Annotated in this window: 17 protein-coding genes; 9 read left to right on the forward strand and 8 right to left on the reverse strand. The window is 43.6% G+C overall.

Going from position 1 to position 25,825, the window contains the following annotated elements; all coding sequences use genetic code 11:
• Positions 1–2 precede the first annotated feature (2 nt).
• The 6 genes from nspC to BLT41_RS14390 all read right to left on the reverse strand — a co-directional run bounded on the left by nspC (position 3) and on the right by BLT41_RS14390 (position 9,206).
• Positions 3–1,193 (reverse strand): carboxynorspermidine decarboxylase, encoded by a 1,191-nt coding sequence (gene nspC, locus BLT41_RS14365; RefSeq protein ID WP_211477665.1) that lies wholly within the window; start codon positions 1,191–1,193, stop codon positions 3–5.
• On the reverse strand, positions 1,172–2,362 hold the full coding sequence (locus BLT41_RS14370) for a saccharopine dehydrogenase family protein (RefSeq protein ID WP_092162357.1): 1,191 nt from the start codon (positions 2,360–2,362) through the stop codon (positions 1,172–1,174). Before BLT41_RS14370 ends, nspC begins: the two co-directional genes overlap by 22 nt.
• A 48-nt stretch (positions 2,363–2,410) precedes the next feature.
• Positions 2,411–4,324, reverse strand: a complete 1,914-nt coding sequence (speA, locus tag BLT41_RS14375; protein WP_092162358.1) for a biosynthetic arginine decarboxylase — start codon at positions 4,322–4,324, stop codon at positions 2,411–2,413.
• 301 nt (positions 4,325–4,625) lie between these two features.
• Positions 4,626–5,174, reverse strand: a complete 549-nt coding sequence (locus BLT41_RS14380) for a hypothetical protein (protein ID WP_092162359.1) — start codon at positions 5,172–5,174, stop codon at positions 4,626–4,628.
• A 9-nt stretch (positions 5,175–5,183) separates the two neighbouring features.
• Complete coding sequence (locus BLT41_RS14385) at positions 5,184–5,867, reverse strand: PilZ domain-containing protein (protein WP_092162360.1); 684 nt, start codon at positions 5,865–5,867, stop codon at positions 5,184–5,186.
• A 129-nt stretch (positions 5,868–5,996) separates the two neighbouring features.
• Positions 5,997–9,206 (reverse strand): DEAD/DEAH box helicase, encoded by a 3,210-nt coding sequence (locus BLT41_RS14390; RefSeq protein ID WP_092162371.1) that lies wholly within the window; start codon positions 9,204–9,206, stop codon positions 5,997–5,999.
• A gap of 236 nt (positions 9,207–9,442) precedes the next feature.
• Here BLT41_RS14390 and BLT41_RS14395 point away from each other — a divergent pair, with 236 nt between their 5' ends.
• The gene (locus tag BLT41_RS14395; protein WP_092162372.1) at positions 9,443–11,107 is read left to right on the forward strand and encodes a peptide-binding protein; all 1,665 of its coding nucleotides are present in this window, start codon (positions 9,443–9,445) and stop codon (positions 11,105–11,107) included.
• A gap of 1 nt (position 11,108) precedes the next feature.
• Positions 11,109–13,271: a RelA/SpoT family protein gene (locus BLT41_RS14400; RefSeq protein ID WP_092162373.1), complete on the forward strand. Its 2,163-nt coding sequence runs from the start codon at positions 11,109–11,111 to the stop codon at positions 13,269–13,271.
• A gap of 74 nt (positions 13,272–13,345) precedes the next feature.
• Here the strand turns inward: BLT41_RS14400 and BLT41_RS14405 are convergent, their stop codons facing one another.
• On the reverse strand, positions 13,346–13,876 hold the full coding sequence (locus BLT41_RS14405) for a cysteine hydrolase family protein (RefSeq protein ID WP_092162374.1): 531 nt from the start codon (positions 13,874–13,876) through the stop codon (positions 13,346–13,348).
• 233 nt (positions 13,877–14,109) lie between these two features.
• Between BLT41_RS14405 and BLT41_RS14410 the strand changes: the two genes are divergently transcribed.
• From BLT41_RS14410 to BLT41_RS14420, 3 genes are read left to right on the forward strand one after another with little or no spacing between them, the layout of a single operon-like run.
• Positions 14,110–14,784, forward strand: coding sequence for a CerR family C-terminal domain-containing protein (locus tag BLT41_RS14410; RefSeq protein WP_092162375.1), 675 nt, complete (start codon positions 14,110–14,112; stop codon positions 14,782–14,784).
• 5 nt (positions 14,785–14,789) lie between these two features.
• Positions 14,790–15,869 (forward strand): efflux RND transporter periplasmic adaptor subunit, encoded by a 1,080-nt coding sequence (locus tag BLT41_RS14415; RefSeq protein ID WP_092162376.1) that lies wholly within the window; start codon positions 14,790–14,792, stop codon positions 15,867–15,869.
• Complete coding sequence (locus BLT41_RS14420; RefSeq protein WP_092162377.1) at positions 15,866–18,949, forward strand: efflux RND transporter permease subunit; 3,084 nt, start codon at positions 15,866–15,868, stop codon at positions 18,947–18,949. Before BLT41_RS14415 ends, BLT41_RS14420 begins: the two co-directional genes overlap by 4 nt.
• A 98-nt stretch (positions 18,950–19,047) precedes the next feature.
• Here BLT41_RS14420 and ispH read toward each other — a convergent pair whose 3' ends face one another.
• Positions 19,048–19,896 carry a 4-hydroxy-3-methylbut-2-enyl diphosphate reductase gene (gene ispH, locus BLT41_RS14425; RefSeq protein ID WP_092162379.1) on the reverse strand — a complete coding sequence of 283 codons (849 nt, stop codon included), beginning with the start codon at positions 19,894–19,896 and terminating at the stop codon, positions 19,048–19,050.
• Positions 19,897–20,116: 220 nt separating this feature from the next.
• Here ispH and BLT41_RS14430 point away from each other — a divergent pair, with 220 nt between their 5' ends.
• The 4 genes from BLT41_RS14430 (at position 20,117) to BLT41_RS14445 (ending at position 25,820) form a co-directional block, all read left to right on the forward strand.
• Positions 20,117–21,499, forward strand: coding sequence for an aspartate aminotransferase family protein (locus BLT41_RS14430; RefSeq protein ID WP_092162380.1), 1,383 nt, complete (start codon positions 20,117–20,119; stop codon positions 21,497–21,499).
• A 90-nt stretch (positions 21,500–21,589) separates the two neighbouring features.
• Positions 21,590–24,289: an MMPL family transporter gene (locus BLT41_RS14435; RefSeq protein ID WP_244512293.1), complete on the forward strand. Its 2,700-nt coding sequence runs from the start codon at positions 21,590–21,592 to the stop codon at positions 24,287–24,289.
• Positions 24,289–25,083: a PhnD/SsuA/transferrin family substrate-binding protein gene (locus BLT41_RS14440; RefSeq protein ID WP_092162382.1), complete on the forward strand. Its 795-nt coding sequence runs from the start codon at positions 24,289–24,291 to the stop codon at positions 25,081–25,083. Before BLT41_RS14435 ends, BLT41_RS14440 begins: the two co-directional genes overlap by 1 nt.
• The gene (locus tag BLT41_RS14445) at positions 25,080–25,820 is read left to right on the forward strand and encodes a TRAP transporter TatT component family protein (protein ID WP_244512294.1); all 741 of its coding nucleotides are present in this window, start codon (positions 25,080–25,082) and stop codon (positions 25,818–25,820) included. Before BLT41_RS14440 ends, BLT41_RS14445 begins: the two co-directional genes overlap by 4 nt.
• The last annotated feature ends 5 nt before the right edge of the window (positions 25,821–25,825 follow it).

The raw sequence follows: 25,825 nt of genomic DNA on the forward strand, positions 1-25,825 counted from the left end.
TCCTATGACAGGCGGTTTTTGAAGTCTTCATAACCGAATCGACGTATTGTGTGTATTTCGTCTGATTCTGGCTTATAAAGCGTTATTGAGGGCAATTGAATGCCATTGAAGGTATTAGTCTTAACCATTGAATAGATGGCCATGTCTGTGAACACCAGAGTGTCCCCAGTTTGGAGCGGTGCATCGAAAGAGTATTCTCCGGCAATATCACCAGCCAGACAGGAAGGTCCTCCTATTCTGCATGTCCATGCTTTTTCACCCGTTTCACCTGATCCCGCGATATGCGGACGGTAGGGCATCTCGATTACATCCGGCATATGGCACGAAACAGCTGAGTCCATTATGACGATGGGCATGTCAGCTTGAATCACGTCCAGAACTGTAGATACGAGATATCCGCTATTTAACGCCACTGCTTCACCGGGCTCTAGATAAACTTCGACATTCCATTTTTTCTTAAAAGTGGTGACGAGTTTTACCAGCAGATTTAGATCATAGCCCGGTCTTGTTATGTGATGTCCTCCACCGAAGTTGACGTAACACATACGCGGCAGAATGTCGGCAAAGTTTGCTTCTACAGTTCCAATGGTCCTTTTCAGACAGTCAGCGTCCTGCTCGCAGAGGTTGTGCCAGTGCAGACCTGTTACCCCTTCAAGATTATCAGGCTCAAAGTGTGCCCTGCGAATGCCGAGACGTGAACCGGGAGAACAAGGATCATAGATCGGAGTTGCGCCTTCAGAATGTTCCGGATTAATGCGGACTGCAAGTTCAATTTCTCTTTTCTGACCGGCAGCGAGAGACTTCACAAGAGGCCGGAATTTATCAAGTTGTGCAAACGAATTAAAAACAATGTGATCACTTGTTTCGCATAAGTCGCGGATGTCTTTTTCGGAGTATCCGGCGGCAAAGGTATGAACTTCGCGTCCGAATTCTTCACGTCCGAGTCTGGCTTCGTGCGGTGAGCTTGCGCATACTCCGTCTAGCTTTTCAGCAAACATCGGAAATGTGCTGAACATGGCAAAACATTTGAGTGCAAGAAGAATCCTGCATCCAGTTTGTTCTTTTATTGAGGCGAGGACCTCCAGATTTTTTTTAAGGAGGCCCTCGTCGATTACGTAAGATGGAGTTTCCACTTCAGCAGGATTGAAGCGAAACTCGGTGCGACCGTCCACTATAATTCCACTTCTTTCCATGGCAGACCGTGTTTATTCAGGGCTTCCATAAAAGGATCAGGGTCAAGCTGTTCCATGTTGAAAACGCCCTTGCCGGTCCATTTTCCGGTGAGCATCATCATAGCGCCGATCATGGCAGGAACTCCGGTTGTGTAGGAAATGGCCTGAGAGCCTACTTCCTTATATGCGGCTTCATGACTGCATATGTTGTAAACGTAGAGTTTCTTTTCCTTGCCGTTTTTTATGCCTTTCATGACGTTACCGATACAAGTGCGGCCCTTTGTGAGCGGTCCCAGTGATCCCGGCTCAGGCAAAACTGCTGTCAGGAATTTAATGGGCTGAATCATCTGCCCGTTGTATTCGATAGGTTCAATGGAAGTCATGCCTATGTTCTCAAGCACTTTTAAGTGGGTGAGATACTTTTCGGAAAAGGTCATCCAGAAACGGGCGCGTTTTAGTCCTTTAATATGAAGGGCAAGCGATTCCAATTCTTCGTGGTACATAAGATAGCATTTTTTTTCACCGATATCTTCAGGGAAGTCATAGTCCATGGACCATGCCAGAGGATCGGTTTCCACCCATTCGCCACGTTCCCAGTAGCGTCCGCGCTGGGTTATTTCCCGGATATTTATTTCCGGGTTGAAATTGGTCGCAAAAGCCTGTCCATGATCACCTGCGTTACAGTCGATGATATCCAGTTCGTGAATTTCATCGAAGTGGTGCTTCATAGCGTGGGCTGCAAATACATTGGTAACGCCCGGATCAAAGCCTGAGCCGAGCAGAGCCATCAGGCCGGCTTCTTTAAAACGTTCCTGATATGCCCATTGCCATTTGTATTCAAATTTTGCTTCGTCGAGGGGCTCATAGTTAGCCGTATCCATGTAATTAACCCCGGTCTCAAGGCATGCGTCCATGAGGGTGAGGTCTTGATACGGCAGGGCTAGATTGACCAGAAGATCTGGTTTTATCTTTTTGATTAATTCTACGGTTTCGGGAACGTTGTCCGCGTCAACCTGATATGTGGGCACGGTGATGCCTGTCCGTGTTTTTACGGATTCGGCGATAGCATCACACTTAGCCTTAGTGCGGCTGGCAAGATGTATTTCAGTGAAAATTTCTGGAATCTGGGCGCATTTGTGAACTGCTACACTGCCGACGCCTCCGGCACCGATGATTAGAACTTTAGACATAACGGTTTCCTCATATGGTGTCCTCGTTGTCGGAGGACACCATTTGTTTTATCTTTCGAAGTAAGTGTATCCCTGCAAGCCTGTTTTGTAAGCTTGAAGTATTTCTCTGCGCTGTGCCGGGGTTATTTTTCCTGTGCGTACAGCGTTCTCCGCAGTTTCACGGAAACGGGTCAGAAGGTATTTGGTGTCGTATTCTACATAAGAAAGAATTTCTTCCACCGTGTCTCCTTCCATCTCTCCGACAAAGTCGAACTCGCCGTTATCGCGTATCCTGACTGTCACTATATTTGTGTCACCCAGTAGGTTATGCAGATCACCGAGCGTCTCTTGATAGGCCCCAACAAGGAAGGCTCCGAGGTAGTACTCGGCGTTTTCCTTCAGGACATGCAGAGGCATCGTTTTTTTAACGCCCTGACTATCGATGAACCTGTCAATTTTACCGTCACAGTCGCAGGTTATGTCTGCCAGAATTCCTTCCCGTGAAGGTCTTTCGTTCAGACGATGCACCGGCATAATGGGGAATAGTTGACCTATCGCCCAGGCATCCGGAAGAGATTGAAATACACTGAAGTTGCAGTAGTATATGTCTGAAAGAGCATGCCCGATACCCTCCAGCTCATGAGGAAGAGTCGGCAGATCTTTTGCCAGAGTAGCTATGCGGCGTATTGTCTCCCAAAAGACATTTTCGCCCATGGCACGTTCTCTGAATGATATTCTGCCGCTGCTGAATGCTTGCCGCACCTCATCGCGGTAGTACAGGATGTCATTAAAACATTCCTGAATATTGCGCAGGTTCAGATCTTTCAACGCATCAAATAAGTGTTGAATGTGAATATTTGTATCTTCGGGAAGTGTCTCCGGCAGGGGTTCCGGTTCGAAATGTGCGGCATCCAGCACATTGAAGAGCAGCATTGAATAGTATGCTACTACCGCACGCCCTGATTCAGTGATAATGATCGGATGATCCACTTCCTGCTCGTCAAGCACGGTCATTACGCCTTCAACAACGTCGACACAGTATTCGTTTACAGAATAGTTGCGGCTGCTCATGAAGTTGGTCTGTGTTCCGTCGTAATCAACTGCCAGACCGCCGCCGAGGTCAAGGTAACGCATATTAGCGCCTTCACCGACCAGCCCCGCATACACGCGGCTTGCTTCGGATACAGCTCCGCGAATATCACGGATATTGGGGATCTGCGAACCGAGATGGTAGTGCAGCAGTTGCAGACAATCCAACATTTCCGCTTCACGCAGACGATCAATTACATCAATGATCTGGGTTGCATTCAGTCCGAAGATTGAACGGTCTCCGCCAGATTCTGACCAGAGGCCGTTTGCCTGTGCGGAAAGCTTGACCCGAACTCCAAGTATAGGCTTTACGCCTTTTTCCTTGGAGCGTTCGATGATGAGAGCCAGTTCACTTGGCATTTCGACAACCAGAACACACTTGAAACCGAGCTGGGTTGCGTGCAGACCAAGGTCTATGAATTCCTCATCCTTGTAGCCGTTGCAGATGAGCACTGCTTCAGTGTCGCGCATCATGCCCATGGCTGCGATGAGTTCGGCCTTACTTCCGGCTTCAAGACCATGGTGGTATTTTTTACCGTGACGAGTCACGGCCTCTACCACCTGCTGTTGCTGATTGACTTTTATAGGGTATGCCCCGAGATATGACCCGCGGTAGCCGAGGCTTCCGATGGCAGAAATAAAGCTTTCGTTAAGCAGGGATATCTGGGTGTCGAGTATATTCTCGATGCGCAGAAGGACGGGCATGCCCAATCCGCGTTCTTGAATGCCGGCTATTATCTCCGGTATGCTGACCGCATGATCGAAATGACCGGGGTCGGCAGAAACCTGAAGATCTCCATTATCGGAGACGCCGAAGAATCCAGCGCCCCATTCGCGGACGCCGTAGAGTTCTGTAGACCGTTCAGCGGTCCATCTTTCCAGTGTATGGGTCACTCATAAATCCTCCATATGAAAAGTAAATCGGGAGGTGCTCCCGTACCATGGTTGCCGAAAAACAAAGTGTTTTTTGACTGTCAGAAAACGGCATTTATGGACGGTAGCAATAAATGTCAATACGAATAATAACAAAATATAATTTTCAACAGTCGTGCCCTTGTATTTATTGACTATTTATCAAAAAAAATAACTATACAAATAGATTTAAGCTGAGAGTGTTCTTCTTATTATAATACATGATATTATCAGAAAGTCTTTGTTTAATTTAATGCATATTTGTAGGTAGTTAGGTCGTATGTTACTGTGATTTTTTTTTTAATAATTCCGGAAACATCTTTTTAATGATTGCCGAAGCATCCTGTGTTGCCATTATGGCTGCAAAATCGCTTGTGAACGGTTTTAGTTCATCAATCAATAACGGAATCGTTTCTACGCAGGCATGAGCTGGATGAAATGGGGCGGCAGGTGTTGAATCGGGATTTGGTTCAGATGAATTGGAAGTGGAGTTCGGAGGCGTGAGTACATAATCTGGAGAATTCTGATAAAGGTCGCATGATACTTTCCATGCAACCTGCAAGTCGCGGTAAGCATATCTATATTCGTGTAAATTTATGTAAGATTTTCCTCTAAGCATGAAAGCTTGTGCTTTGGCCACGGCCGATGCGTCGGATTCAATTACATGGTTTAATTGCTGTACGGCCTGCTCGTATTGTTTTTCATTATTCAGCTCTATGGCATCATTGATGGGATTGCCGAAGTATGCGCATCCGCTGAAAAGTACCGATGATAAAGCAAGCTGTGTTGCGAATCTTATTATGTGGATCAAAAACGAGCGGACTTTTATCATGATCCCTCATTATTGCTTAGCCTGTAGCATGGCTATCATCTTTGGATTCAGGTTGGGCTTAATGTATTTGATCAGTAATTCAGATTTCTGGTCTTCTGTTATGGTTATGAATTTTACACCGATTCCTTCTAAGTTGTCTTTTGTTGATTTTGTCCAGCGAATTCCGGCGTATATAGGTAGTTTGTTGGAAAGATTGTCGAATCTTAAATATATAAAATCCTGATCAAAAAGATCTACATCTGTATTGATAAAGCAACCGGATTCAGAAATGTTTTGGATAGCTCCATTAAAACTATTGGCCATTGCCGGATCATTTTCAGAGCTTATCAATATTGGGATATCTACTTCTACCCGTTCATTTATGCGGGTCATAGAACTGGTTTTTTCTCTGCAACATAGTTTAAAATTTGACGGATCGTCGACAAAAACGGCTTTGTTGGATTCAATTTTAGTTCTTATTAATGGTCTTTCAGCGCTGATAGAGAAAATTCTATTGCGCTCATAAATTGGTGTTTTCATGACTTTTTGGATGTCGAGAATCAGCCCTGCAAATTTTTCTTCAAGTACTTCGTTAAGGAAGAGGTCTAAACTTGCACAATATTTTATATTAAGATCATTAGTTACTTCTGATTTTTGGTAATGCTCAGGGTTATCGACAAAGGCTATAACAGGAATTTTTTCATCGGTAAGCATTAGAATCTCCTGAAAGTTAAAAGCTTAATGATTGCACCGTACTCTGTTTCATCAAAAAAGTAACCCCGAGTTCTATTTAAAGAACCCGGGGTTATTAAGTTTTTCTGTGACGATTTTGTTACGCGAAATCTAAATTTCAAATAACATTTCAAGATCATCTCGAGTGAGAGACTTGAGTGCTGATTGACCGGGAATAATTGCGTCCGCAACACTTTTTTTCATTTCCTGCAGTTTAAGAATTTTTTCTTCAACTGTGTTCTGACAGATCAGCTTGTAAGCAAAAACCTGTCTCTTTTGACCGATACGGTGAGTACGGTCAGTAGCCTGATTTTCAACTGCCGGGTTCCACCATGGGTCATAATGAATAACATAGTCAGCTGAGGTCAGGTTCAGACCTGTTCCGCCCGCTTTGAGGGAGATCAGGAAGATCGGGATTTCAGGCGTATCGTTGAATTTATCCACCTGTTCGAAGCGGTCTTTACTGGAACCGTCAAGATAGGTGAAAGGAATCTCTTTAATGGTCAGCCATGAGCGGATGATATGAAGCATCTGCACAAACTGGGAGAAAACAAGAACTTTATGTCCGCCTTCTACTATATCAAAGATGAGATCTTTGAAGGCATCAAACTTACCGGACGGGAGATTGGTTGAAAAACCGGGCATGTCGAGTTTGAGCAGTCTCGGGTGACAGCAGATTTGTCTAAGTTTGAGAAGTGCATCAAGTATGGACATCTGGCTCTTTGCCATACCTTTTTGATCAACATCTTTGAGAACCTGATCTCTAAGGCGTTTAGCCAGAGCATTGTAGAGATCACGCTGTTCTTCGATGAGGTCGCAGTAATGAACAGTTTCGATTTTAGGCGGAAGGTCTTTCGCCACTTCAGATTTTGTTCTGCGAAGAATGAACGGTTTGACTCTGGTACGGAGGTAATCAAGAGCTTCTTCGTCACCGTCTTTGATCGGTTTAATTATGCCGCGCTGGAAAGCGTGCTGTGAGCTGAGGAATCCGGGCATAAGGAACTCGAACAAGGACCATAGTTCAAATAAATTATTTTCAATCGGAGTACCGGAAAGGCAGAGTCTCATTTCAGATTTTAACTGACGCACAGATTTTGCGGTGATGGTATTCGGATTTTTGATATTCTGTGCTTCGTCGAGAATTACAGATGTGTATTCCCGCTTGAGCAGTTCTTCAAGATCTCTGCGTAGTAATGCGTACGTCGTAATTACGATGTTGGATGTGCTGATCTGTTTGAACAGTTCTTCACGTCTGGACCCGTAGATAGTCAAAACTGAAAGCTGAGGAACGAATTTCTTAGCTTCACGCTCCCAGTTGGGAAGAACTGAAGTTGGAACGATGATTAGATTCGGTCCTTTTATATCTCTTTCATAAAGCGAAAGAAGGAAAGAAAGGGTCTGAATTGTTTTACCAAGTCCCATTTCATCCGCGAGAATTCCTCCGAAGTGGTATTCACGCAGGAAATTCAAGTAGCTTAAGCCCTGAAGCTGATACGGACGTAATGTCGCATCGAGCCCTTTGGGAGGTTCAAGCTGTCTTATCTCTTCGAAATTATGAATTTTTTCCCTTAGTTTGACAAACTGTTCATCAGTTTTGGTGTCAGGAAGGTCTTCAATAATTTTGTCCAGAATCGGAGTTTCGTATTGTTCATACGTAGCCCTTGGAGGCTGGTCCGGATCATATCCGAGAGCTTTAAGCTTGTGGCTCAGTTTTTTGAGCCAAGATTCAGGCAGACTTGTGTACGAGCCGTCTTTAAGCTGTACATAACGTTTACCCTGACTCCATGCTTCCCATATTTTATCTATAGGAACACGCTGGTCGTCATACTCGACAGTAATATCGAGGTTGAACCATTTATTGTCATCATCCGTATCTATTTCTGCAACGATTTGCGGTTTTGTTAATCTTACTTTGTAGCGTGTAAGGTTCTTTTCACCGTAAATTCTGTAGGCTTCAACTAGCTGCGGATAGAAATCAAGCAGGAATGTGATTGCAGCTTCCTGTTCCATGAACCATGTAGAATTGTTTCTCGGCTGGAAACCCATATCTCTGAGTTCAGAGAAAAGCATAGCCTCTTCATCCTGAGCGCGGCGAACCAGATAAGATTTCTCTCCATCTTTATAACTACCTGTTTGCAGATCAGGATTAGGTTCCGGCATGCTGACTTCACCATGTTCAGTCTCGTATATGTTATCGATCCTGATGGTCAGCAGGCTGCCTTCTTCATTCAGGTAAAGCTTCGGATTGAAGCCTGCCGGAACAAAGAACGGTTGCATTTTTTCAAGAAATTCTTCGTGATCATAAAGGTCGGAAACAGGAATCTGCGTCCATACCCGATCAAGAAATTCAGGAATATCTCCGGGTGGAATTGAAGGATTCTGAATCCTCATTTCCTGTACAAGCTTAGGGTCTAAAGTTGTCTGGACAGGGTAGAATCCATGTTTCCAGTATACCCATAGCGGTAGTCTGCCATAAAAGAAGACCTCGTCATCATCCATAATGGAAAACGGAGGTTTGCCTTCATCGGAAAGCAGAATATCAAAGCTGAGACCTTCTTCTGCAAGCTGCGGAGATAATTTAAGCTGCATAGTCCGGCTTTCGATACGGATGGGAATGTCCGTGTCGCGCAGGAAAATGTAATATTCATCTTTTACGGCTCTGAAAAACCAGGCATGAAGGCCTGCCGGGATATCAACTCTGTGTCCGCGGTAGTCAAGAAAATGACCGATCTGTTCGGCTACAAGCGGAAGGTTGGGAGATGTTTCGCTCCATTCCGGGTTTGCAATGATGCTTTCAAGATCAACTTCATTTTGAACCTGTGAAAGTCCTGATTTATTTTGTCTGGCTCTGAAAAATGACACCTGAAGCCGTTCCGGCTCAGGGTACATGCGATAAATTATATAGTGTTTACCTGCTTCAGGTTCAAGTTCTGTAGAAAAAAATGATCTGAAATTTTGACGCCAGTCAGCCTGCTTGCTTGATTCCGCTTTTTCTTCTTCGGAATCAAGTGTCAGCAAAAGTTTTAAAGCTGCGGCACCGACATGTCTACAGACGCCGGAATAAGAATCCGGACAATTGCAGTAATGGTTTATATTTTCTTCAGCTAGATTCAGTCCCAGTTCGGATGTGTATATCTGAAAGTCATCGCCTTGAATGGAAGAGTCCACATCCCAGTAGCGTTCACGTTTTTTCAATTCCAGCTTTTGTACTCCGCCGGAATTTACAATAGTGCGAGAGCCGTCCAGAATATATTCTGGAACGGTATTGGACACAAAATCTTTGAGTATCTTTTTTACGACTGCTTCTTCATTTTGAGACATCCTTACTTGGACCCCCGAACTCTATCTTTAGTAAGTAATTGCATAATGGTTGATATTGTTTATAATAAAGTGTTGTTTAGAATTTGCTTGTTACGGTGTTTCCGTAAGGTAAAAAAACGTTTTGGTCAATCCGTTACCACACATTGCTTGGCTTTTTAAGCACATTAGTCCATACTGTTTAGTAATAGCAGTTTAACTAATTTTATCAAATATTTTCTATAAAAAACAAGGAAAACATGATTCAAAGTGTAGTCTGTTTTGTCTTATCCGGCTGTCTTTTATTTTTATCTTCATGCGGACAAGCCCCCGGGCAAGATGCAGAAAAAGGGACTTCTCTTGAAAGTTCTGTAACGTCCACGGAAAAGAGTGAACCTGCTTACGGTGGGAGGCTTACTGAACCGATTCTTGCGGAGCCGATAAATCTTATTTCGGCCTTGTCTTCGGACAGTGCAAGCCATTCCGTAGCAAGCAAGTTATTTGTTTCTCCACTAAAGTACAACAAAGATATTGAATTAGTTGGTGAGGCAGCAAAATCTTTTGAGGTTCTTGATGATGGCAAGCTGTTAAAATTCACTCTGCGTGATGATATAAAATGGACTGACGGTGTCCCTCTTACTGCTGAAGATGTTGAATTTACATATAAACTTATGATTGATCCGAATACTCCAACAGCTTACGCTGCGGATTATCTGAATATCAAAGAATTCAAGCTTACGGGTAAGTATTCATTTGAAGTGACTTATGATAAAGTTTTTGCCCGCTCGCTGATAACATGGGCGCATCATATTCTGCCCAAACATTTGCTTGAAAATGAGAAACTGACTGAAACTCGGTATGCCCGTGCACCCATAGGGGCGGGGCCATATAAGCTTAAGGAATGGATTCCCGGTCAGAGGCTTATACTTGAGGCAAATGAGGATTATTTTGAGGGGCGTCCTAATATTGATGAGATCGTTTACAGAATCATTCCTGACCTTTCAACTCAGTTTTTAGAACTTAAAACCGGAAAATTGGACAGCATGATGCTTACTCCTCAGCAGTATCTGTTTCAGACTGTAGGTAAAAGCTGGGAAAAAGATTTTCAGAAATTTAAGTATCTTTCCTTTTCTTATGCGTATCTTGGTTTCAATACGGAAAGTAAATTTTTTAAAGATGTCCTCGTGAGACGGGCTATTTCTTATGCTATAAATAAAGAAGAAATAGTTAAAGGTGTGCTTTTAGGGCTTGGTTACCCCGCAATCGGCCCTTATAAGCCCGGTACATGGGTGTTTAATGATAAACTTGTGCCATATGGGTATCACCCGGAGAAAGCTGTAGAACTTTTGAAAGAGGCCGGCTGGTCCGACACAGACGGCGATGGCATTCTTGACCGTGAAGGAATCCCTTTTGCTTTTACTATTTTGACAAATCAGGGAAATACCTTGCGAATTAAGGCCGCAACAATTATTCAGAACCGTCTTAAGGATGTCGGTATTGATGTTCAGATAAGAACCGTTGAGTGGGCCGCCTTTATTAAGGAGTTTATTAATAAAGGGCAGTTTGATGCAACAATTCTTGGTTGGAATATCCTTCAAGATCCCGATATTTATGATGTATGGCACTCTTCAAAGGCCGTGCCCGGTGGACTTAATTTTGTAAAATTCCGTAACGCTGAACTTGACGAACTTCTGGAAAAAGGCCGTACAACTTTAGCTCAGGCAGAGCGTAAGGTTATTTATGACCGGATTCAGGAAATAATGCACGAAGAGCAGCCGTATTGTTTTCTTTACGTACAAATGTCGCTTCCCATATATCAGAGCCGGATTAAAGGGTTGAAAATTGCCCCCGCAGGACTCGATTACAATTCAAACAGCTGGTGGATACCCACCTCATCCCAGAAGAAGCTCAGGATACAGCAATAAGATGATAAGAATTAATGAAATTACTGATATAGTCAGTACCTATATTGATGATCCTGATATGGATCTCATTCGGAGAGCTTATGTGTTCTCTGCGCGCGCTCACGAAGGACAGGTGCGTCTTTCGGGTGAGCCTTATTTGTCTCACCCTCTCCATGTTGCGAAAATTTTAGCTGATATGCGGATGGATGAACCTACTGTTGCAGCAGGTCTCCTTCATGATACAGTTGAAGATACAGATACAACAATCGATGAAATTGCAGACCTTTTCGGGGAAGAGGTCGCGGATATTGTCGACGGCGTGACCAAAATAGGAATGATGGATTTTGAGTCCAAAGCAATAGCTAAAGCAGAAAATATCCGTAAGATGATTCTAGCTATGGCTGAAGATATTCGTGTACTTATGGTTAAGCTTGCTGACCGTTTGCACAATATGAGTACTCTGGATTTCCAGAAGAGTTACAAGCAGCTTTTAATAGCTCAGGAAACACTGGATATTTATTCTCCGCTTGCTAACAGGCTCGGCCTGTACATGGTTAAGCGTGATCTTGAAGACCTTTGTCTTTACTATTTAAAACCGGATATTTACCAGAACATTACCGACGGCCTTGAACGTCAGCATACTCTGGGTAAAGAATATGTTGATAAAGTGCTGGGTCTTTTGCATGACGTTTTGGAAAGCAACGAACTCAAAGGTTCTATTAACGGTAGAACCAAGCATAAATATAGCATTTATAATAAAATGACGCGTCAGGGACTTGAGCTTGATGAAGTTCATGACATCATAGCTTTCAGGGTCGTAGTTGAATCTGTGAAGGAATGTTACGCGGTCCTTGGACTGGTTCATTCCATGTGGATGCCTGTTGCAGGACGTTTCAAGGATTATATTTCTATTCCTAAAGCCAATATGTATCAGAGTTTGCATACGACTGTTGTCGGTCCCGAAGGGGAGCGCATCGAGATTCAGATTCGTACTGAAGAAATGCAGAAGGTTGCTGAATACGGTGTTGCCGCTCATTGGCAATATAAGGAATCCGGCACAAGTTCTTCAAAGCAGAATAGAGATGCTGAGCGTTTTTCATGGCTCAGGCAGATTATGGACTGGCAGCGCGAGCTTGAAGATCCTCGCGAATTTATGTCCTCGCTCAGGTTTGATCTGTTTAATGACGAAGTTTATATTTTCACGCCCGGCGGTGATATTAAAGAACTGCCGGACGGTGCTACTCCTGTAGATTTTGCTTATTCAATTCATACTGATGTCGGTAATCACTGCACCGGGGCAAAAGTTAACGGCAGACTCGTTCCGCTCACAACCGGTCTTAAAAACGGTGATACCGTTGAAATTTTTACTGATAAAAAACGTAAGCCCAGCCGTGACTGGCTTAAGTTTGTAAAGACTGCAAAGGCCCGTACCCGTATCAAGCATTACATCAGGACTGAGGAAAGAGAGCACTCTATCAGTCTGGCTAAAGAGATGCTTGAGAAAGAAGGCCGCCGCATGAATCTTAACGTGCCTAAAGCTGTCAAAGACGGTTATTTCGTCATGCTTGCGGATGAATTTTCATGTGGAAATGTTGATGATTTACTTTCAAATATCGGATATTCGCGAATTACTCCTAAGAAAGTTTTGCGCCGGCTTTATGCGGTAATCAACAACATTGAAGGAGAGCCGGAAGAGGCTGAGATTCATGAACCGCAAGTCAGTGAAGATAAGAGCCAGAATGTCGCCAACTCCATTGAGATTGAAGGCGTTGATAATGTCCTTATTCGTTTTGCCGGTTGCTGTACTCCGTTGCCCGGTGAACCTATCATCGGATATATCAGTCGTGGGCGTGGAGTGGTTGTTCATGCCGCAACCTGTCCGAATGTAAAAAGTCTTGAGGAAGAGCGCCTCTTAAGCGTTTCGTGGTCCGGCGGACAGGAAGAAGCTTCTCATCCTGCGCAGATAAGTATTCGTTGTAAAAATATCAAAGGGCTGCTTGCAAAAATTTGTTCTGTTTTGGCTGAGCAGGACGTGAATATTGATTCAGGCACATTTAAGTCTGATGTGGATGGTATTTCATTGCTGGAATTCACAGTAGAAGTTCGCGACCTCGGACATCTGCATCGCGCATTAAACAGGCTTAAAACTATTGATGCAGTGCTGGAAACGACAAGGATCAGTTAATTCTGCGTAAGTTAATAAGATAACGTTTTAATTAATATTTAGCCCCCTTAAAGCAAGCTTTAAGGGGGCTTTATTTATTTGATTATTTCCGCAGTAGGGCGAACATTAATTGGATGCAGTGTTTCCATCTCAGACCATACATAGTTGTGGTGTTCTATAATAATTTTTGCTTCAAGATATGGTTTCTCGGCAGTGGTATGCGCGTCTGATACTACCGTTACTTCAAATCCTCTGCTGGCGGCTTCGCGAACTGTTGTATCTACGCAAAAGTCTGTGCAGCATCCTGCTACAATCAATTTTTTCACACCAAGCTTATTGAGTTGTTCTTCAAGATCAGTTTTGCAGAAAGAATCACAGCATGTTTTTTCAACAGCTATGTCTGAGTCTTTTTTGTGCATGGCGGGAAGAACCTGCCAGCCGTCAGAGCCATATTTAAGATCTTCCTCTGTCGGGGTGTTGTGGCGAATAAAGAAGACTGGAATGTTTTTTACACGTGCATAATCTATCAGCAGGTTTATGCGTTCAATAATATTTGCTGAATCAAATCTTTTTTTATTCCCTTCAAATACGCCTCGTTGCATATCGATAACGAGCAATGCTGTCATAATTATTCTCCTGTTTCTTTCCTCATAATCTATCGGTTTGTATTCTTGAGATAAATTATTGCATCGCAGAATGAAAGTGTAAAAATCTATTATGCCTAAGTGGTTGTATTTAGGTGTTAAAATTGATTGAGTGTTTAAACAATAGTTTTAAACACTAGTTTTAAACAAACGTTTGACTTTTGAGTGGCGCGTAGTTAACTTTTATTAACTCAAATTAATAAGAGGTTTTTAATATGGCTGATATATCCAAGGGACCGAAGAATAAAAAGTCACGGGGTGAAGAGACTCGCCAGCGGCTTTTGCTGGTTGGAGCAAGGTTGTTCGCATTGAATGGTTTCAGAGGCGTGAGCATGCGGAATCTTGCCATGGAAGCAGAAATAAATCTTGCCACTGTCGGCTATCACTTCGGCGGTAAACTTGGACTTTATGAGGCTATTTTACAAAGTATGATTGAACGCAGAAGTGAAATTTTTCCGTCATTGGAAGAAGTGCGTGAGCGTGTTGATATGTTGAAACAGAACAAACTTACAAAAAGTGATTTAGTTAAATGGTTTTTCGGTTTCTTTATCAGACGATCAGCTGGGAGTCAGGAAACGATGTGGGCTGCTCTTATCATTACAAGGGAGCTTGCAGCTCCGAGTGAACTATATCCAATGCTTGATGAGTATCTCTTTACTCCGATATTTGAGAGTTTGGGGGAAATTCTTGCCGTTGCAATGGATGGTAAGGTTTCAACAGAAGAACGTGCGATTGTCGGCACGGCCCTGATAGGGATGGTTCTTAAATTTGTTCATCCAAAGGTGCTTATGACAAGAATTGGTTGGGATGAATATACACCTGAAAATATAGAAATAATCACAGAAGTTTTGTGTAGAAGAGCAGTCGCCTTTGTAGGCTGTCAGGAATAGTGAAAATGAATAAAGTAATACTTACAGTCTTGTGTTTGAGTTTTTTAGTTGTTGCCGGATGCAAGAATAAGCAGGGATCTGTCGAGGAAATTATACGCCCTGTAAAAACAATGCAGGTGGGAGAATCTCTTTCCGACAGGCAATGGACCTTTTCCGGTACTGCGGAAGATGCTCTTGAATCGGAACTTTCATTTCGTGTAGGCGGAAAAATTATATCTTTTTCCGGCGACCAGATCGGTAGAAAATTCAGCTCCGGTGATGTTGTCGCTAAGCTTGACCCCGCCGACTATGAGCTGGAAGTTAATCAGATAGAAGCTCAGCTTGAACAGGTCCGTGCAAATTATACCCGCGCAAAAGCCGATGTGGACAGAGTTACTCAGCTTTATGACCGTAAGGTAATATCTAAGAGTGAGCTGGATCAGGCTGTTGCTGACTTTAAATCTCAGGAAGCCCATCTGAATGCCACGGCAAAGATGCTCGATATTGCCCGTAAAAAACTTAAATATACAGTTCTTATAGCTCCTTTTGATGGCTGGGTAAGTAAGGTAAACGTTAATATTCATCAAAATGTTCAATCTGGACAGGGTGTAATTGTTTTCAACGCAGGGCGGCAGATGAAGATGAGTATACTACTTCCTGATACTTTGATTTCGCAAGTCAGCGAAGGAGAAGATGTGGAAGTTACTTTTGATGCGCTGCCCGGAAAAGTGATGAAAGGCATTGTCATGGAAGTCGGTATCGGAGCCAACCAGAGGGCTTCTTTTCCGGTTAAGGTTTATCTGAATAACTCGGATAAGCTTCTCCGCAGCGGGATGTCAGGGGATGTAAATTTTCCAGGGCGCACAGGAAGCAGCCATATATTTGTTCCACCGTCCGCTGTTGTGGGTAATCCTGATGGCAGCACGCACGTCTGGGTTATTGAAAACAGTACTATTGTGAAATTGCGCAAGGTTGAGATCGGTTCATTGTCCCCGATAGGCGTCCAGATAAAAGAGGGCTTAAAGGCCGGTGAGACTGTTGTTACCCGCGGAGTTCATTCCCTTAAGGATGGCATGAAGGTTAAAACAGTCGGAGATCTTTCGTGAACATTGCAAAGTGGTGCATTGAAAATAATCGCACATCGATTGCCATTTTCCTGCTCATAGCGCTGGGCGGGGTAATGACTTTTATGAACATTCCCAAGGCGGAAGACCCGGATTTTACTATCCGGACCGCGGTGGTTATAACCGGTTTTCCAGGTGCTTCTCCTCAGCGTGTTGAGGAACTTGTCACTGATAAACTTGAAGAAAAAATTCGTGAAATCGGTGATGTCAAAGTCGTTCGTTCTCAGTCAATGACGGGGATTTCTATTATCGAAGTGGAATTTTATGCTTCCATCAAAAATATGAATCCCATGTGGCAGAAGCTCCGCAACAAAGTCTCGGATGCTCAGCCGACGTTACCGTCAGAGGCTATGACTCCAGTCATCAATGATGAATTCGGAGATGTCTTCGGTATTATTATTGCGCTGACGGGAGACGGCTTTTCATATCGTGAACTTAAGGATGTTGCGGATTATACCCGTGATGAATTGCTGATGGTCTCAGGCGTTGGGAAGGTTGACCGCTGGGGACTTCAGGACGAAAGAATTTATATCGATTTTTCCAACTCGCGTATGGCTGCGGCAGGGGTAAGCCCATTTGCCGTGGGACAGATGATTGATCATCAGAATTCTATTAGACCGAGCGGCTCATCCAAAGTAGGGCCGGACAGAATTTCCATTGAACCGACCGGAGAATTTAAGTCTGTAGACGACATTGCTTCCCTTTCAATGAGGCTTGAAGGCATGAAGTCCAGCATGAAACTTTCCGATGTTACAAAGGTTTCCAGAGGTTTTGCCGATCCGCCGTCTGTTATGAGCCGTTATAACGGTGCTCCCGCCATTATGCTTGCCGTTTCGATGGCAGACGGCAATAATATTATGGAGTTGGGCAAGAGAGTCACAGCAAAGCTTGATCAGCTTTCAGCGAATCTGTATCACGGCATGGATTATAATATTGTTGTGTATCAGCCGGAATATGTAGAAACGGCTGTTAACAATTTTATGATCAATCTACTTGAATCTTTTCTGTTTGTAGTATTAGTTATTCTCGCATTTGCAGGATTCAGGACTGGCCTTGTTGCGGGGTCGCTGGTCCCGATGGCCATGCTCGGATGTATAGCATTGATGCCGTTTTTTGACGTGGCTTTACAAAGAATATCAATTGCTTCTCTGATAATATCACTGGGGATTTTAGTTGATAACGGAGTGGTCGTTTCAGAGGCTATTCTGGTAAAGCTTGCGGCTGGCGAAGATCGAATGAAGGCTGTTATCGGAGCTGTTTCAGAACTCTGGATGCCGCTTCTTGCCGCTTCTCTGACTACTATTTTTGCGTTTCTTCCCATTCCACTCGCTGAAAGTACGGTTGGGGAATATTGTTTTTCTCTTTTTGTGGTTGTTACCCTGACCTTGTTATGTTCATGGGCTTTATCCATGACCATGATCCCCATGCTTTGTTTTTATGTACTCAAGCCCAAAGTCGTAATTCAGACATTTTCAGGTCGTATGTATAATGGTTATAGAAATTTATTGTTGTTTTGTCTAAAACATCGCACAGCTTTTCTTTCGCTGGTGCTAGCCGGATGTATCGCTGCTTTCTGGGGATTTCAATTTGTTCCGAAAATGTTTTTCCCGCCTAATGAAAGAGCGCAGTTCACAATAGATTTCTGGCAGCCTTTCGGTTCGGATATAAATACGACTGCTGAGGAAGTTGCAAAGCTTGAGAAGTATCTACTCGCCGATGACGGGGTGGATAGTATAGGAACTTTTATAGGTCATGGTGGTCCAAGGTGGTATCTGCCGCTTAACCTTGAACAACGCAATGACAATCTGGCAACTTTTATTGTTAACACCAGATCCATTGAAGACGTGGATAAGCTTATAGCCAGAACTCGCACGGAACTTAAAAGCAATTATCCTGATGCAGATTTCAGTCTTAAAAAATTGATGAACGGCCCACCTGTCGGAGCGCCTGTTCAGATTCGTATCTCCGGGCCTGATCAAAAAACATTGTATGCATTAAGAGATAAGGTTGATGCATTGCTTGAAGTTACTCCCGGAATTTCCCGTGTCTGGGATGACTGGGGGCAGTGGGCCAAAAAGATGGTGGTTGATGTTGATCAGAACAAGGCGCGCGAAGCAGGACTTTCAAGTTTTGATGTCGCAATGAGCCTTCAATCAGGCATGAGCGGCTATCAGGCTTCTACGTATCGCGAGGGTGATGTTAATATTCCGATTGTACTTAGAAGTGAAGATTCTTTTCGTAACAGACTTGATAAGCTTGAAAGTATAAATGTCTATTCATATCAGGACGGCAGAAGTGTACCGCTCAGTCAGATAGCCACATCTGAACTGGTTTGGCAGCCTTCTGATATTCGCCGCAGAGATCAGACTCGGACAATGACAGTTAAGGCCGATCTGTATGATGGATATTTCGCATTGCAAACACTTGATGCTGTGCGGCCGAAGATAGAAAAAATGATGAAATCTTCCGAATGGCCTATGGGATATTCGGTCAGTTACGGCGGAGAGTTTGAAAAGAGTCAGGAAAGTCAGGAATCAATCAACGCCAACATGCCTCTGGCAATGGGGCTGCTTGTTCTGGTTCTTATATTTCAGTTTAACTCGTTCAGAAGGCCGCTTATCATCCTTTTGACGTTGCCGCCCATGATGTGCGGAATTACGCCGGGGATGATTCTCACTAATTCTCCTTTCGGATTTATGCCCATGCTGGGAATGATCAGTCTGCTGGGAATTATTGTTAACAATGCGATTATGTTGATAGATAGAATAGAAATGCAGCGTGGTAAGGGAATTGAATTAGCCGATTCAATCGTGCTTGCCTCCCTTGAAAGAGCAAGGCCGATTATTATGACCGCGACGACTACTATTATCGGAATGGTTCCGCTTTCGTTACAAGGCGGCGAAATGTGGCGGCCGATGGCAAACTGCATTATGTCCGGTTTGATGTTTGCTACTGTGCTGACCTTGATTTTGTGTCCGGTTTTATATTCCCTGTTTTTTAATCAGGGATTTAAAAACTACACATGGAATTCCGCAGTGATTGATAAGGGGCGGGATGTATAGAACCGTTTGAATTTAAATTATTACTAAAACAGCCCGCAATTTATATTAAAAATTGCGGGCTGTTTTGTTGTTAACAGGGAGAAAGGAATAATCTTTAATTAAAGCTCTTCAAGAATCTGCTGAATGCTGTCGACAAGCCTTTTGGGAGTAGAAGCTCCGGCTGTGAGTCCTATTGTGTTGAAATTTTTAAGCCCTTTAAGGGGGAGTTCTTCGGCTATTTCTACATGAGTACATTTTGTTCCGGTTGCTTCAACAACCTGAACTAATCTGCGGGTGTTGCCGCTGATGCGTCCGCCGACAACGATCATGTGATCGACTTTGCTGGAGAGTACGATAGCTTCTTCCTGCCGCTGGCGGGTTGCATCACATATGGAGTTAAGCACGATTACATCAAGCCCTTTACTTTCAAGATATTGAATTATTTCGTCATAAATAATACGATCTTGAGTGGTTTGTGCTGCAAGACAGTATTTTTTTGAAGGGTCCAGTTCGATAGATTTGAGTTCTTCTGTGCTGTCGAAGAGACACGTGCCGGAGGGGGCATAGCTTAAAAGTCCTTTAACTTCAGGATGGCTGTCTTCACCGTAAAGCAGGAGGATGCGTCCGTCAGTAGTGTTACGCTTAATAAGGAGCTGTGCTTTTTTTACTTTCGGGCAGGTTGCGTCTATGACGTTTATGCCTCTTTCGCGAAGTTCTTCTTCAACGTTTTGCGGAACTCCGTGTGCTCTGATTACAGCAAAAGAGCCTCTGGGAATTTCGTCAGCTGAATTGGCAGTTATTACGCCTTTTTTTTCATATTCTTCAAGTACCTGCGGATTGTGAATGATCGGTCCTAAAATATAGATAGATCCGCGGTCCTTATTTTCAATCAGTGAGTCCAGTTTATTGAGAGCAAGGTCGACTCCCATACAAAATCCGGCTGTTTCAGCCCTTACTACTTTACTCATTATTTGTAGCCTCCTTTGCAGGCAGCGATTTTTATTTAAGCCTGTTTTATAGGTCATTAAGATGTGCGTAAATCTACAGGTCAAAGGCGGTTTTGGCAACTTTGTTGTCAAGCATCTAAATTCGTGGCAAGCCATTGACCGCGAAGGGCAAGCAGAGTATTTTCCGTGAGTCCCTTTAAACAGAATAAATGACAGTAAAATTATAGTGGAGCTTAAAACAATGAGTTCGGATATTGTTAGCAAATATAAGTCAAGAATTGCAGAATCTTATGATCTTCATCGTAAGTATGTTAACCCTCAATTCGTCAGGGTTCTGGAAGTAATCGGGTATGACCGTAATTATGTGTCAGCCGAAGGTGCGTATCTGACAGATGCAAAGGGAAAGAAAGTTTTGGATTTTCTCGCGGGATTCGGAGTTTACAATATAGGGCGTAACCATCCTCATGTTGCTGAAGTTCTGCATGAAACTATTGATGCTAAAACAGCCAGTCTTGTACAGATGGATTTGGGAGTGCTTTCGGGAATGCTTGCTGAAAAGCTTGCCGAGTTAGCTCCGGGTGATCTTGAAGCGGTCTTTTTTACCAATTCCGGGGCGGAAGGGGTTGAAGGAGCTCTTAAATTTGCGAGACAGGCCACAGGGCGCCATAAACTCGTTCATTGTGAGCATGCTTTTCATGGATTGACTCTCGGTGCGCTCTCCGTGAACGGGAATAAAGAGTTCAGGGGTAGGAATGAACCTTTACTGCCGGACTGTTCAGGAGTTCCTTTTAATGATTTAGGTGCTCTTGAGAAAGCTCTTTCCGGCGGTGATGTCGGTGCTTTTATTTTTGAAACGATTCAGGGCAAGGGCGTTTTTGTACCCGAAGACGGATATCTTCAAGGCGCACGCGAACTCTGTGACCGTTATGGCACTTTGATGATTGCCGATGAAGTTCAGTGTGGACTGGGTCGAACCGGTAAAATGTTCGCAGTAGACCATTGGGGTGTTAAGCCTGATATTTTGGTGATTTCTAAAGCTCTTTCCGGTGGTTATATTCCCGTTGGAGCTGTTATTACCACCCGTGCGATACATGCTAAAATTTTTGATTCAATGGAAAGATGTTTTGCTCATTCAAATACTTTTGGTCAGAACGATCTTGCGATGGCAGCCGGACTGGCAACAATTGAAATAATTGAACAGGAAAAACTTTCAGAGAATGCTGATAGGCTTGGTGATCGTATCATTCAAGGAATGCGGGAACTTGCTGAAAAGTATGAGATGTTGACCGAAGTTCGCGGAAAAGGACTTATGATCGGGATGCAGTTCGGTGAGCCTAAGTCTTTGGCTCTTAAAGCAAGCTGGAAGCTGCTTCATAAAATGAATGATGATCTGTTTTGTCAGATGATAACTATGCCGCTGCTTGAGAAGCATGATATCTTAAGTCAGGTTGCAGGGCATGGCCTTGATACTGTTAAAATTCTTCCGCCGTTAATGATTAATGATGATGACGTAGACAAGTTTCTCACTGCAATGGACTCGGTGCTGAAGGAAGCTCATAAAATCACAGGTTCAGGTTGGAAAACAGTTAAAGATCTGGGGATTCGTACAGCCCGTACTTCTTAGCCGTCTGAGCTTCGTTTAAAAGCTGCTTCCGACGTTTCTCAACATATTGAAAAGACCCGAATATTTTATAAAGTTTCGGGCGTATTTTCTGTGGATATATTCAAAAAAATTCAGAATTTTTTGATTCTTGTTATTTGGCGCATGGTTCGCACCTGCCCCGGAACAATAGTCATATGCGGTCTTGTTCTAGCTATTATTTGCGGAGTTTCTTCCGCTTTGTATCTTAAGCTGGACAGTGATCAGGATAATTTACTTTCTCATGACCTTCCTTTTCAGAAGCGGAATCTTGAGCAGATTAAGAATTTCGGCGATCAGGAATATATGTTCGTGGTCATTGAAACCGGCGGGACAGATAAGGGTAAGGAGCAGGCTGCTCTTTTCGCTTCCTCTCTTGCCACTAAGCTTGAAGGAAAGTCTAATGTAATTAGAGAAGTTCATTATGCCATGTCCGCAAGGGATATGGGACCGGGCGTATTAATGTTTGCTTCGGAAGATGAACTGCGCGATTTTGTCAAACTTGCCCGTAATATAGGGCCGCTTGGTAATGAATGGTTCAATGGGCCGGGGCTGGCAAAGTTTCTGGATATGAATGCGGAACTGCTTAGTGGTAAAAAAGATATGGGCGGAGCCGCTGATCCTGAAATGCTTATTCCCATGGTGGGAGCTTTGGATTCGCTGGTCGGAAAAATGAAAAGTGCTCTTGATAAGGGAACTGTTTTATCTGAAAATTCCGGTCCTGTGCTGAATCTGGATAAAGCTGGAATGCAGTATTTTTATACCCGCAACGGCAAGCTCCTGATCATGCGTATTCTGCCTAAAAAAGATTTTGCGGCAATGTCTGTTATTGGTCAGGCTCTTAAAGTTGTTCGTGATTCTCTGAATCAGACTCGTGAAGAATTTCCAGAGGTCAGCGCCGGACTTACCGGACGACCTGTTCTTTCGGCTGATGAAATGATCACCACTAATGATGATATGACTCTTGCCTCAATTGTCTCTGTTCTGCTGGTGGGGCTGTTGTTTACGATAGTTCTTCACGGCTGGCTCAGACCTGCGCTAGTTATGTTTTCCCTTTTTTGCGCTATGGCGTGGACTTTTGGATTTGCTCTGGTAACGCTGGGAAGTCTTAATCTTTTATCTATTGTTTTCGCGCTTGTTCTCGTCGGAATCGGTGTGGATTTCGGTATTCATGTTGTTCTGCGCTATGTTGAAGGGACGGCTGCGGGCCTTTCGCCTGAAGACGCAGTTGAAGAATCATTGATGCATACCGGGCCGGGCGTTCTTCTTGGTGGAATTACATCCGTATGTGCTTTTTATGCCGTGTTAGGACAGGAATTCGTGGGGCTGGCCGAGCTTGGACTTATCGGTGGAACCGGGATTATTTTCTGCCTTATTTCCATGCTGACGGTTCTTCCTTCACTTTTGCTTCTTGCAGGAAGACGTAATCTTTTTCCTTCATCTCATCCGCGTATGGCGACCATGCCCTTTATGGATAAGGTTATTTCACGCCCGAAATCAGTTCTTGCTGTCGCTCTGATATTGTCGGCACTTGCCTATCCGGGATTGCAGAAAGCCGGGTTCAATTACAATCTTCTTGATCTTCAAGCAAAAGGTCTTGAATCCGTTGAGTATGAACATAAATTAATTAATGACTCTGATGAATCTACTTGGTTCGCGGTTATGACAAGGCCCGATCTAGAAAGCGTTACGGCTCTCACTCAGCAATTGAAGAAAATTCCTTCGGTGGGCAGGATTGATTCTATCTTGAATTTTTTGCCTGAAGGTCAAAAGGAAAAGGCTCAGATTCTTCGTGGTGAAGCTAAGTATTTAGACGGCATGGATTTTAATGCACGCCCTGTGGCGCTTGTGTCTGATCAGGTTTCAGGCTCACTTGAAAAGTTGACGGATTCGCTCGAAGGTATAGAGGAAAAGCTGTTTTCTGCCGGAGCGAAAGAAGAGTTGCAGCTTGTTTCAGATCTTTTGGATAAGGCTTCGTCCTGTATAGCTTTGATAGATAAAAATCCATCGGCTGTTCAAAATCTTGTGCCGATTCAAACCCGTCTGGTAAGTGAACTTTCATCCTCATTTGAATGGATTAAAGAAATTTTAGAAGTTCGTTCTGTAAACTCTGACGACCTGCCGGAACATTTACGTTCTTTATATATAGGTAGAGACGGCAGTTTTATGGTTAAAATTGCTGCTGTGGGCAATGTCTGGGATTTTGAGTTGCTGAAATCTTTTGTCGCGGACCTTAGAAAAATTGATCCCGAAGTAACAGGCGTTCCAGTTGTTGTCCTTGAATCTTCACTGCTTATGCGTGACACTTTCACCGAAGCCGCCGTGCTTACAATTGTGCTGGTATCAATAATTTTATTTTTTACTTCATTCAGTATAAGCTATGTCCTGCTTACTCTTATTCCTTTGATTGTAGGTATTTTCTGGTTGCTTGAAGTGATGGGCACGACAGGTTTAAGCTTTAATTTAGCGAACTTCTTTGCGATCCCTGTTCTTATCGCCATCGGAGTAGACGGCGGAGTTCATTTTCTTGCCAGATGGAAAGAACTTTCAAAAGGTGAGAAACTCTACGACACGAGTACTCCTGTTGCTGTGGGCTTAAGTTTTTGCACCACAATGATTGGTTTCGGCGGGTTGCTTTTGGCCCATCACAGGGGACTTGCCTCTCTCGGCGGAATCATGGTTGTCGGCTCTGCAACTTGTATGGTTGGATGTATGGTCATATTGCCTGCCGTTTTCAGACTGATCGAACAGTTTAAAGGGAGAAAAAATATATAATGTTAAGAAAAATATTAGCGATCACTTTTATTCTGATTTTATCAGTTGCAGGCGCAGTCTCTGTCGCAGGGGCGGCTGAATCATTTAAATTTGTCATTATTGAGCCCGGTCAGCCTGGAACATCCGCAGATGCCCAGCCGGTAATGGATTCACTCGCAGAGTATGTTTCCGAAAAACTTGGAAAGCCTGCAACCGGTGTTTATTTTAATGAATTGGAACCTGCGCTCAAGTATCTTGATGAAAATAAACCGATATGGGGAATTTGCGGATTAACGTTTTTCACGAGCTATTCAGATAAATATATAATGACCCCTGTTGCATCCACCTTACCGCAGGGACTTGATAAAGATGTCTGGAGAATTCTTGCTCCGTCTGACGGGCCGGATTCTGTGAAAGAGATTAAAGGAACTGTTTTTGGTTCTATGCTTTATACTCCTGAATCCCGCAAAATTCTTTTTAAAAAAGATGAAGCTGAAAATCAGCTTGTTATTGAAGGGACATCAAGGCCTCTCAGTAAATTGCGCTGGGTTAATAAAGGGAAGGCTGCCGGAGTATGTCTGAACGCAGTTCAGTATTCTGTGCTCAGCGGATCGGATCGTTTTTCCGGTGTGAAGGTTGTTTACGAATCGGGGAAACTTCCTAACAGTCCTGTGGTATGGTTCGGCAAGGTGACTGATGATTCTTTTCGACTTCAGGCGATTTTGCTTGATATGAAAGATGATCCTGCGGCTGCAAGTTTATTGAAACTTTTGCAGACTAACGGATTCGGACCTGCTGATAAGGAGCTTAAATGATTTTATCCCTTCGCATCGTGATGATCGCAGTTTTAGGGTGTTTTCTGTGCAGTTGTGCAGCTCAAACCGGTACAACTGCCGCAGTTCCAACGGTTGAGTATAAAACAAAAGATGTTTCTCTTTGGAAATCATGCACCTTAAAACAAGCTGAATCACTTGCTGCCAGCAGTAAGGATGCGGATAATCTTGAATCTGCAACTTGCTACGCTTGGCTGCTTGAAAGTGGAACAGTTACTAAAACTGATGATGCTATTGCCGGGCGAAAGGTCATAGAGGCATATCTTAAGAAAAACCCTAAAAGCGGAGTTGGACATTATCTTTCAGCGTTTTTAGCTGGTAAAGAGGCGCAACTTTCGCCCTTGCGCGGGCTTGACCTTGTGCCTGTCTTGGAGCAAGAAGCATTGTTGGCTGAAAAGCTTTCTCCTGAAGTAGATTTTGGCGGACCTGACCGGATGCTCGGTGAACTTTATCTCGAAGCTCCTTCTCCACCACTAAGTGTTGGAAATCTCAGTAAGTCTTTAGTTCATTTTGAGAAAGCTGTAAAAATTAGTCCCGACTTTTATTTGAATCATCTTGGATACGGCGCTGCTTTGCTTGAAGATGGTGAAAAAGCTAAAGCGTGTGTTCAGTTTTCACAGGCTTTAAAAAGTAAAAGTTTTGATAAGAAATCATTAAAAATAAATACATATGAAAAGTTGGTAGGAGCATGTCAGAAAGCGCCTGCTGCTAAAAAATAATAAAC

Source organism: Maridesulfovibrio ferrireducens, from assembly GCF_900101105.1.
GTDB lineage: Bacteria > Desulfobacterota > Desulfovibrionia > Desulfovibrionales > Desulfovibrionaceae > Maridesulfovibrio > Maridesulfovibrio ferrireducens.

What these genes read in the sequence shown, in the direction of transcription:
- nspC (WP_211477665.1), bottom strand. Translation starts at nt 1,193, where the DNA reads ATGGAAAGAAGTGGAATTATAGTGGACGGTCGCACCGAGTTTCGCTTC.
- BLT41_RS14370 (WP_092162357.1), bottom strand. Translation starts at nt 2,362, where the DNA reads ATGTCTAAAGTTCTAATCATCGGTGCCGGAGGCGTCGGCAGTGTAGCA.
- BLT41_RS14380 (WP_092162359.1), bottom strand. Translation starts at nt 5,174, where the DNA reads ATGATAAAAGTCCGCTCGTTTTTGATCCACATAATAAGATTCGCAACA.
- BLT41_RS14385 (WP_092162360.1), bottom strand. Translation starts at nt 5,867, where the DNA reads ATGCTTACCGATGAAAAAATTCCTGTTATAGCCTTTGTCGATAACCCT.
- BLT41_RS14390 (WP_092162371.1), bottom strand. Translation starts at nt 9,206, where the DNA reads ATGTCTCAAAATGAAGAAGCAGTCGTAAAAAAGATACTCAAAGATTTT.
- BLT41_RS14395 (WP_092162372.1), top strand. Translation starts at nt 9,443, where the DNA reads ATGATTCAAAGTGTAGTCTGTTTTGTCTTATCCGGCTGTCTTTTATTT.
- BLT41_RS14400 (WP_092162373.1), top strand. Translation starts at nt 11,109, where the DNA reads ATGATAAGAATTAATGAAATTACTGATATAGTCAGTACCTATATTGAT.
- BLT41_RS14405 (WP_092162374.1), bottom strand. Translation starts at nt 13,876, where the DNA reads ATGACAGCATTGCTCGTTATCGATATGCAACGAGGCGTATTTGAAGGG.
- BLT41_RS14410 (WP_092162375.1), top strand. Translation starts at nt 14,110, where the DNA reads ATGGCTGATATATCCAAGGGACCGAAGAATAAAAAGTCACGGGGTGAA.
- BLT41_RS14415 (WP_092162376.1), top strand. Translation starts at nt 14,790, where the DNA reads ATGAATAAAGTAATACTTACAGTCTTGTGTTTGAGTTTTTTAGTTGTT.
- ispH (WP_092162379.1), bottom strand. Translation starts at nt 19,896, where the DNA reads ATGAGTAAAGTAGTAAGGGCTGAAACAGCCGGATTTTGTATGGGAGTC.
- BLT41_RS14430 (WP_092162380.1), top strand. Translation starts at nt 20,117, where the DNA reads ATGAGTTCGGATATTGTTAGCAAATATAAGTCAAGAATTGCAGAATCT.
- BLT41_RS14440 (WP_092162382.1), top strand. Translation starts at nt 24,289, where the DNA reads ATGTTAAGAAAAATATTAGCGATCACTTTTATTCTGATTTTATCAGTT.
- BLT41_RS14445 (WP_244512294.1), top strand. Translation starts at nt 25,080, where the DNA reads ATGATTTTATCCCTTCGCATCGTGATGATCGCAGTTTTAGGGTGTTTT.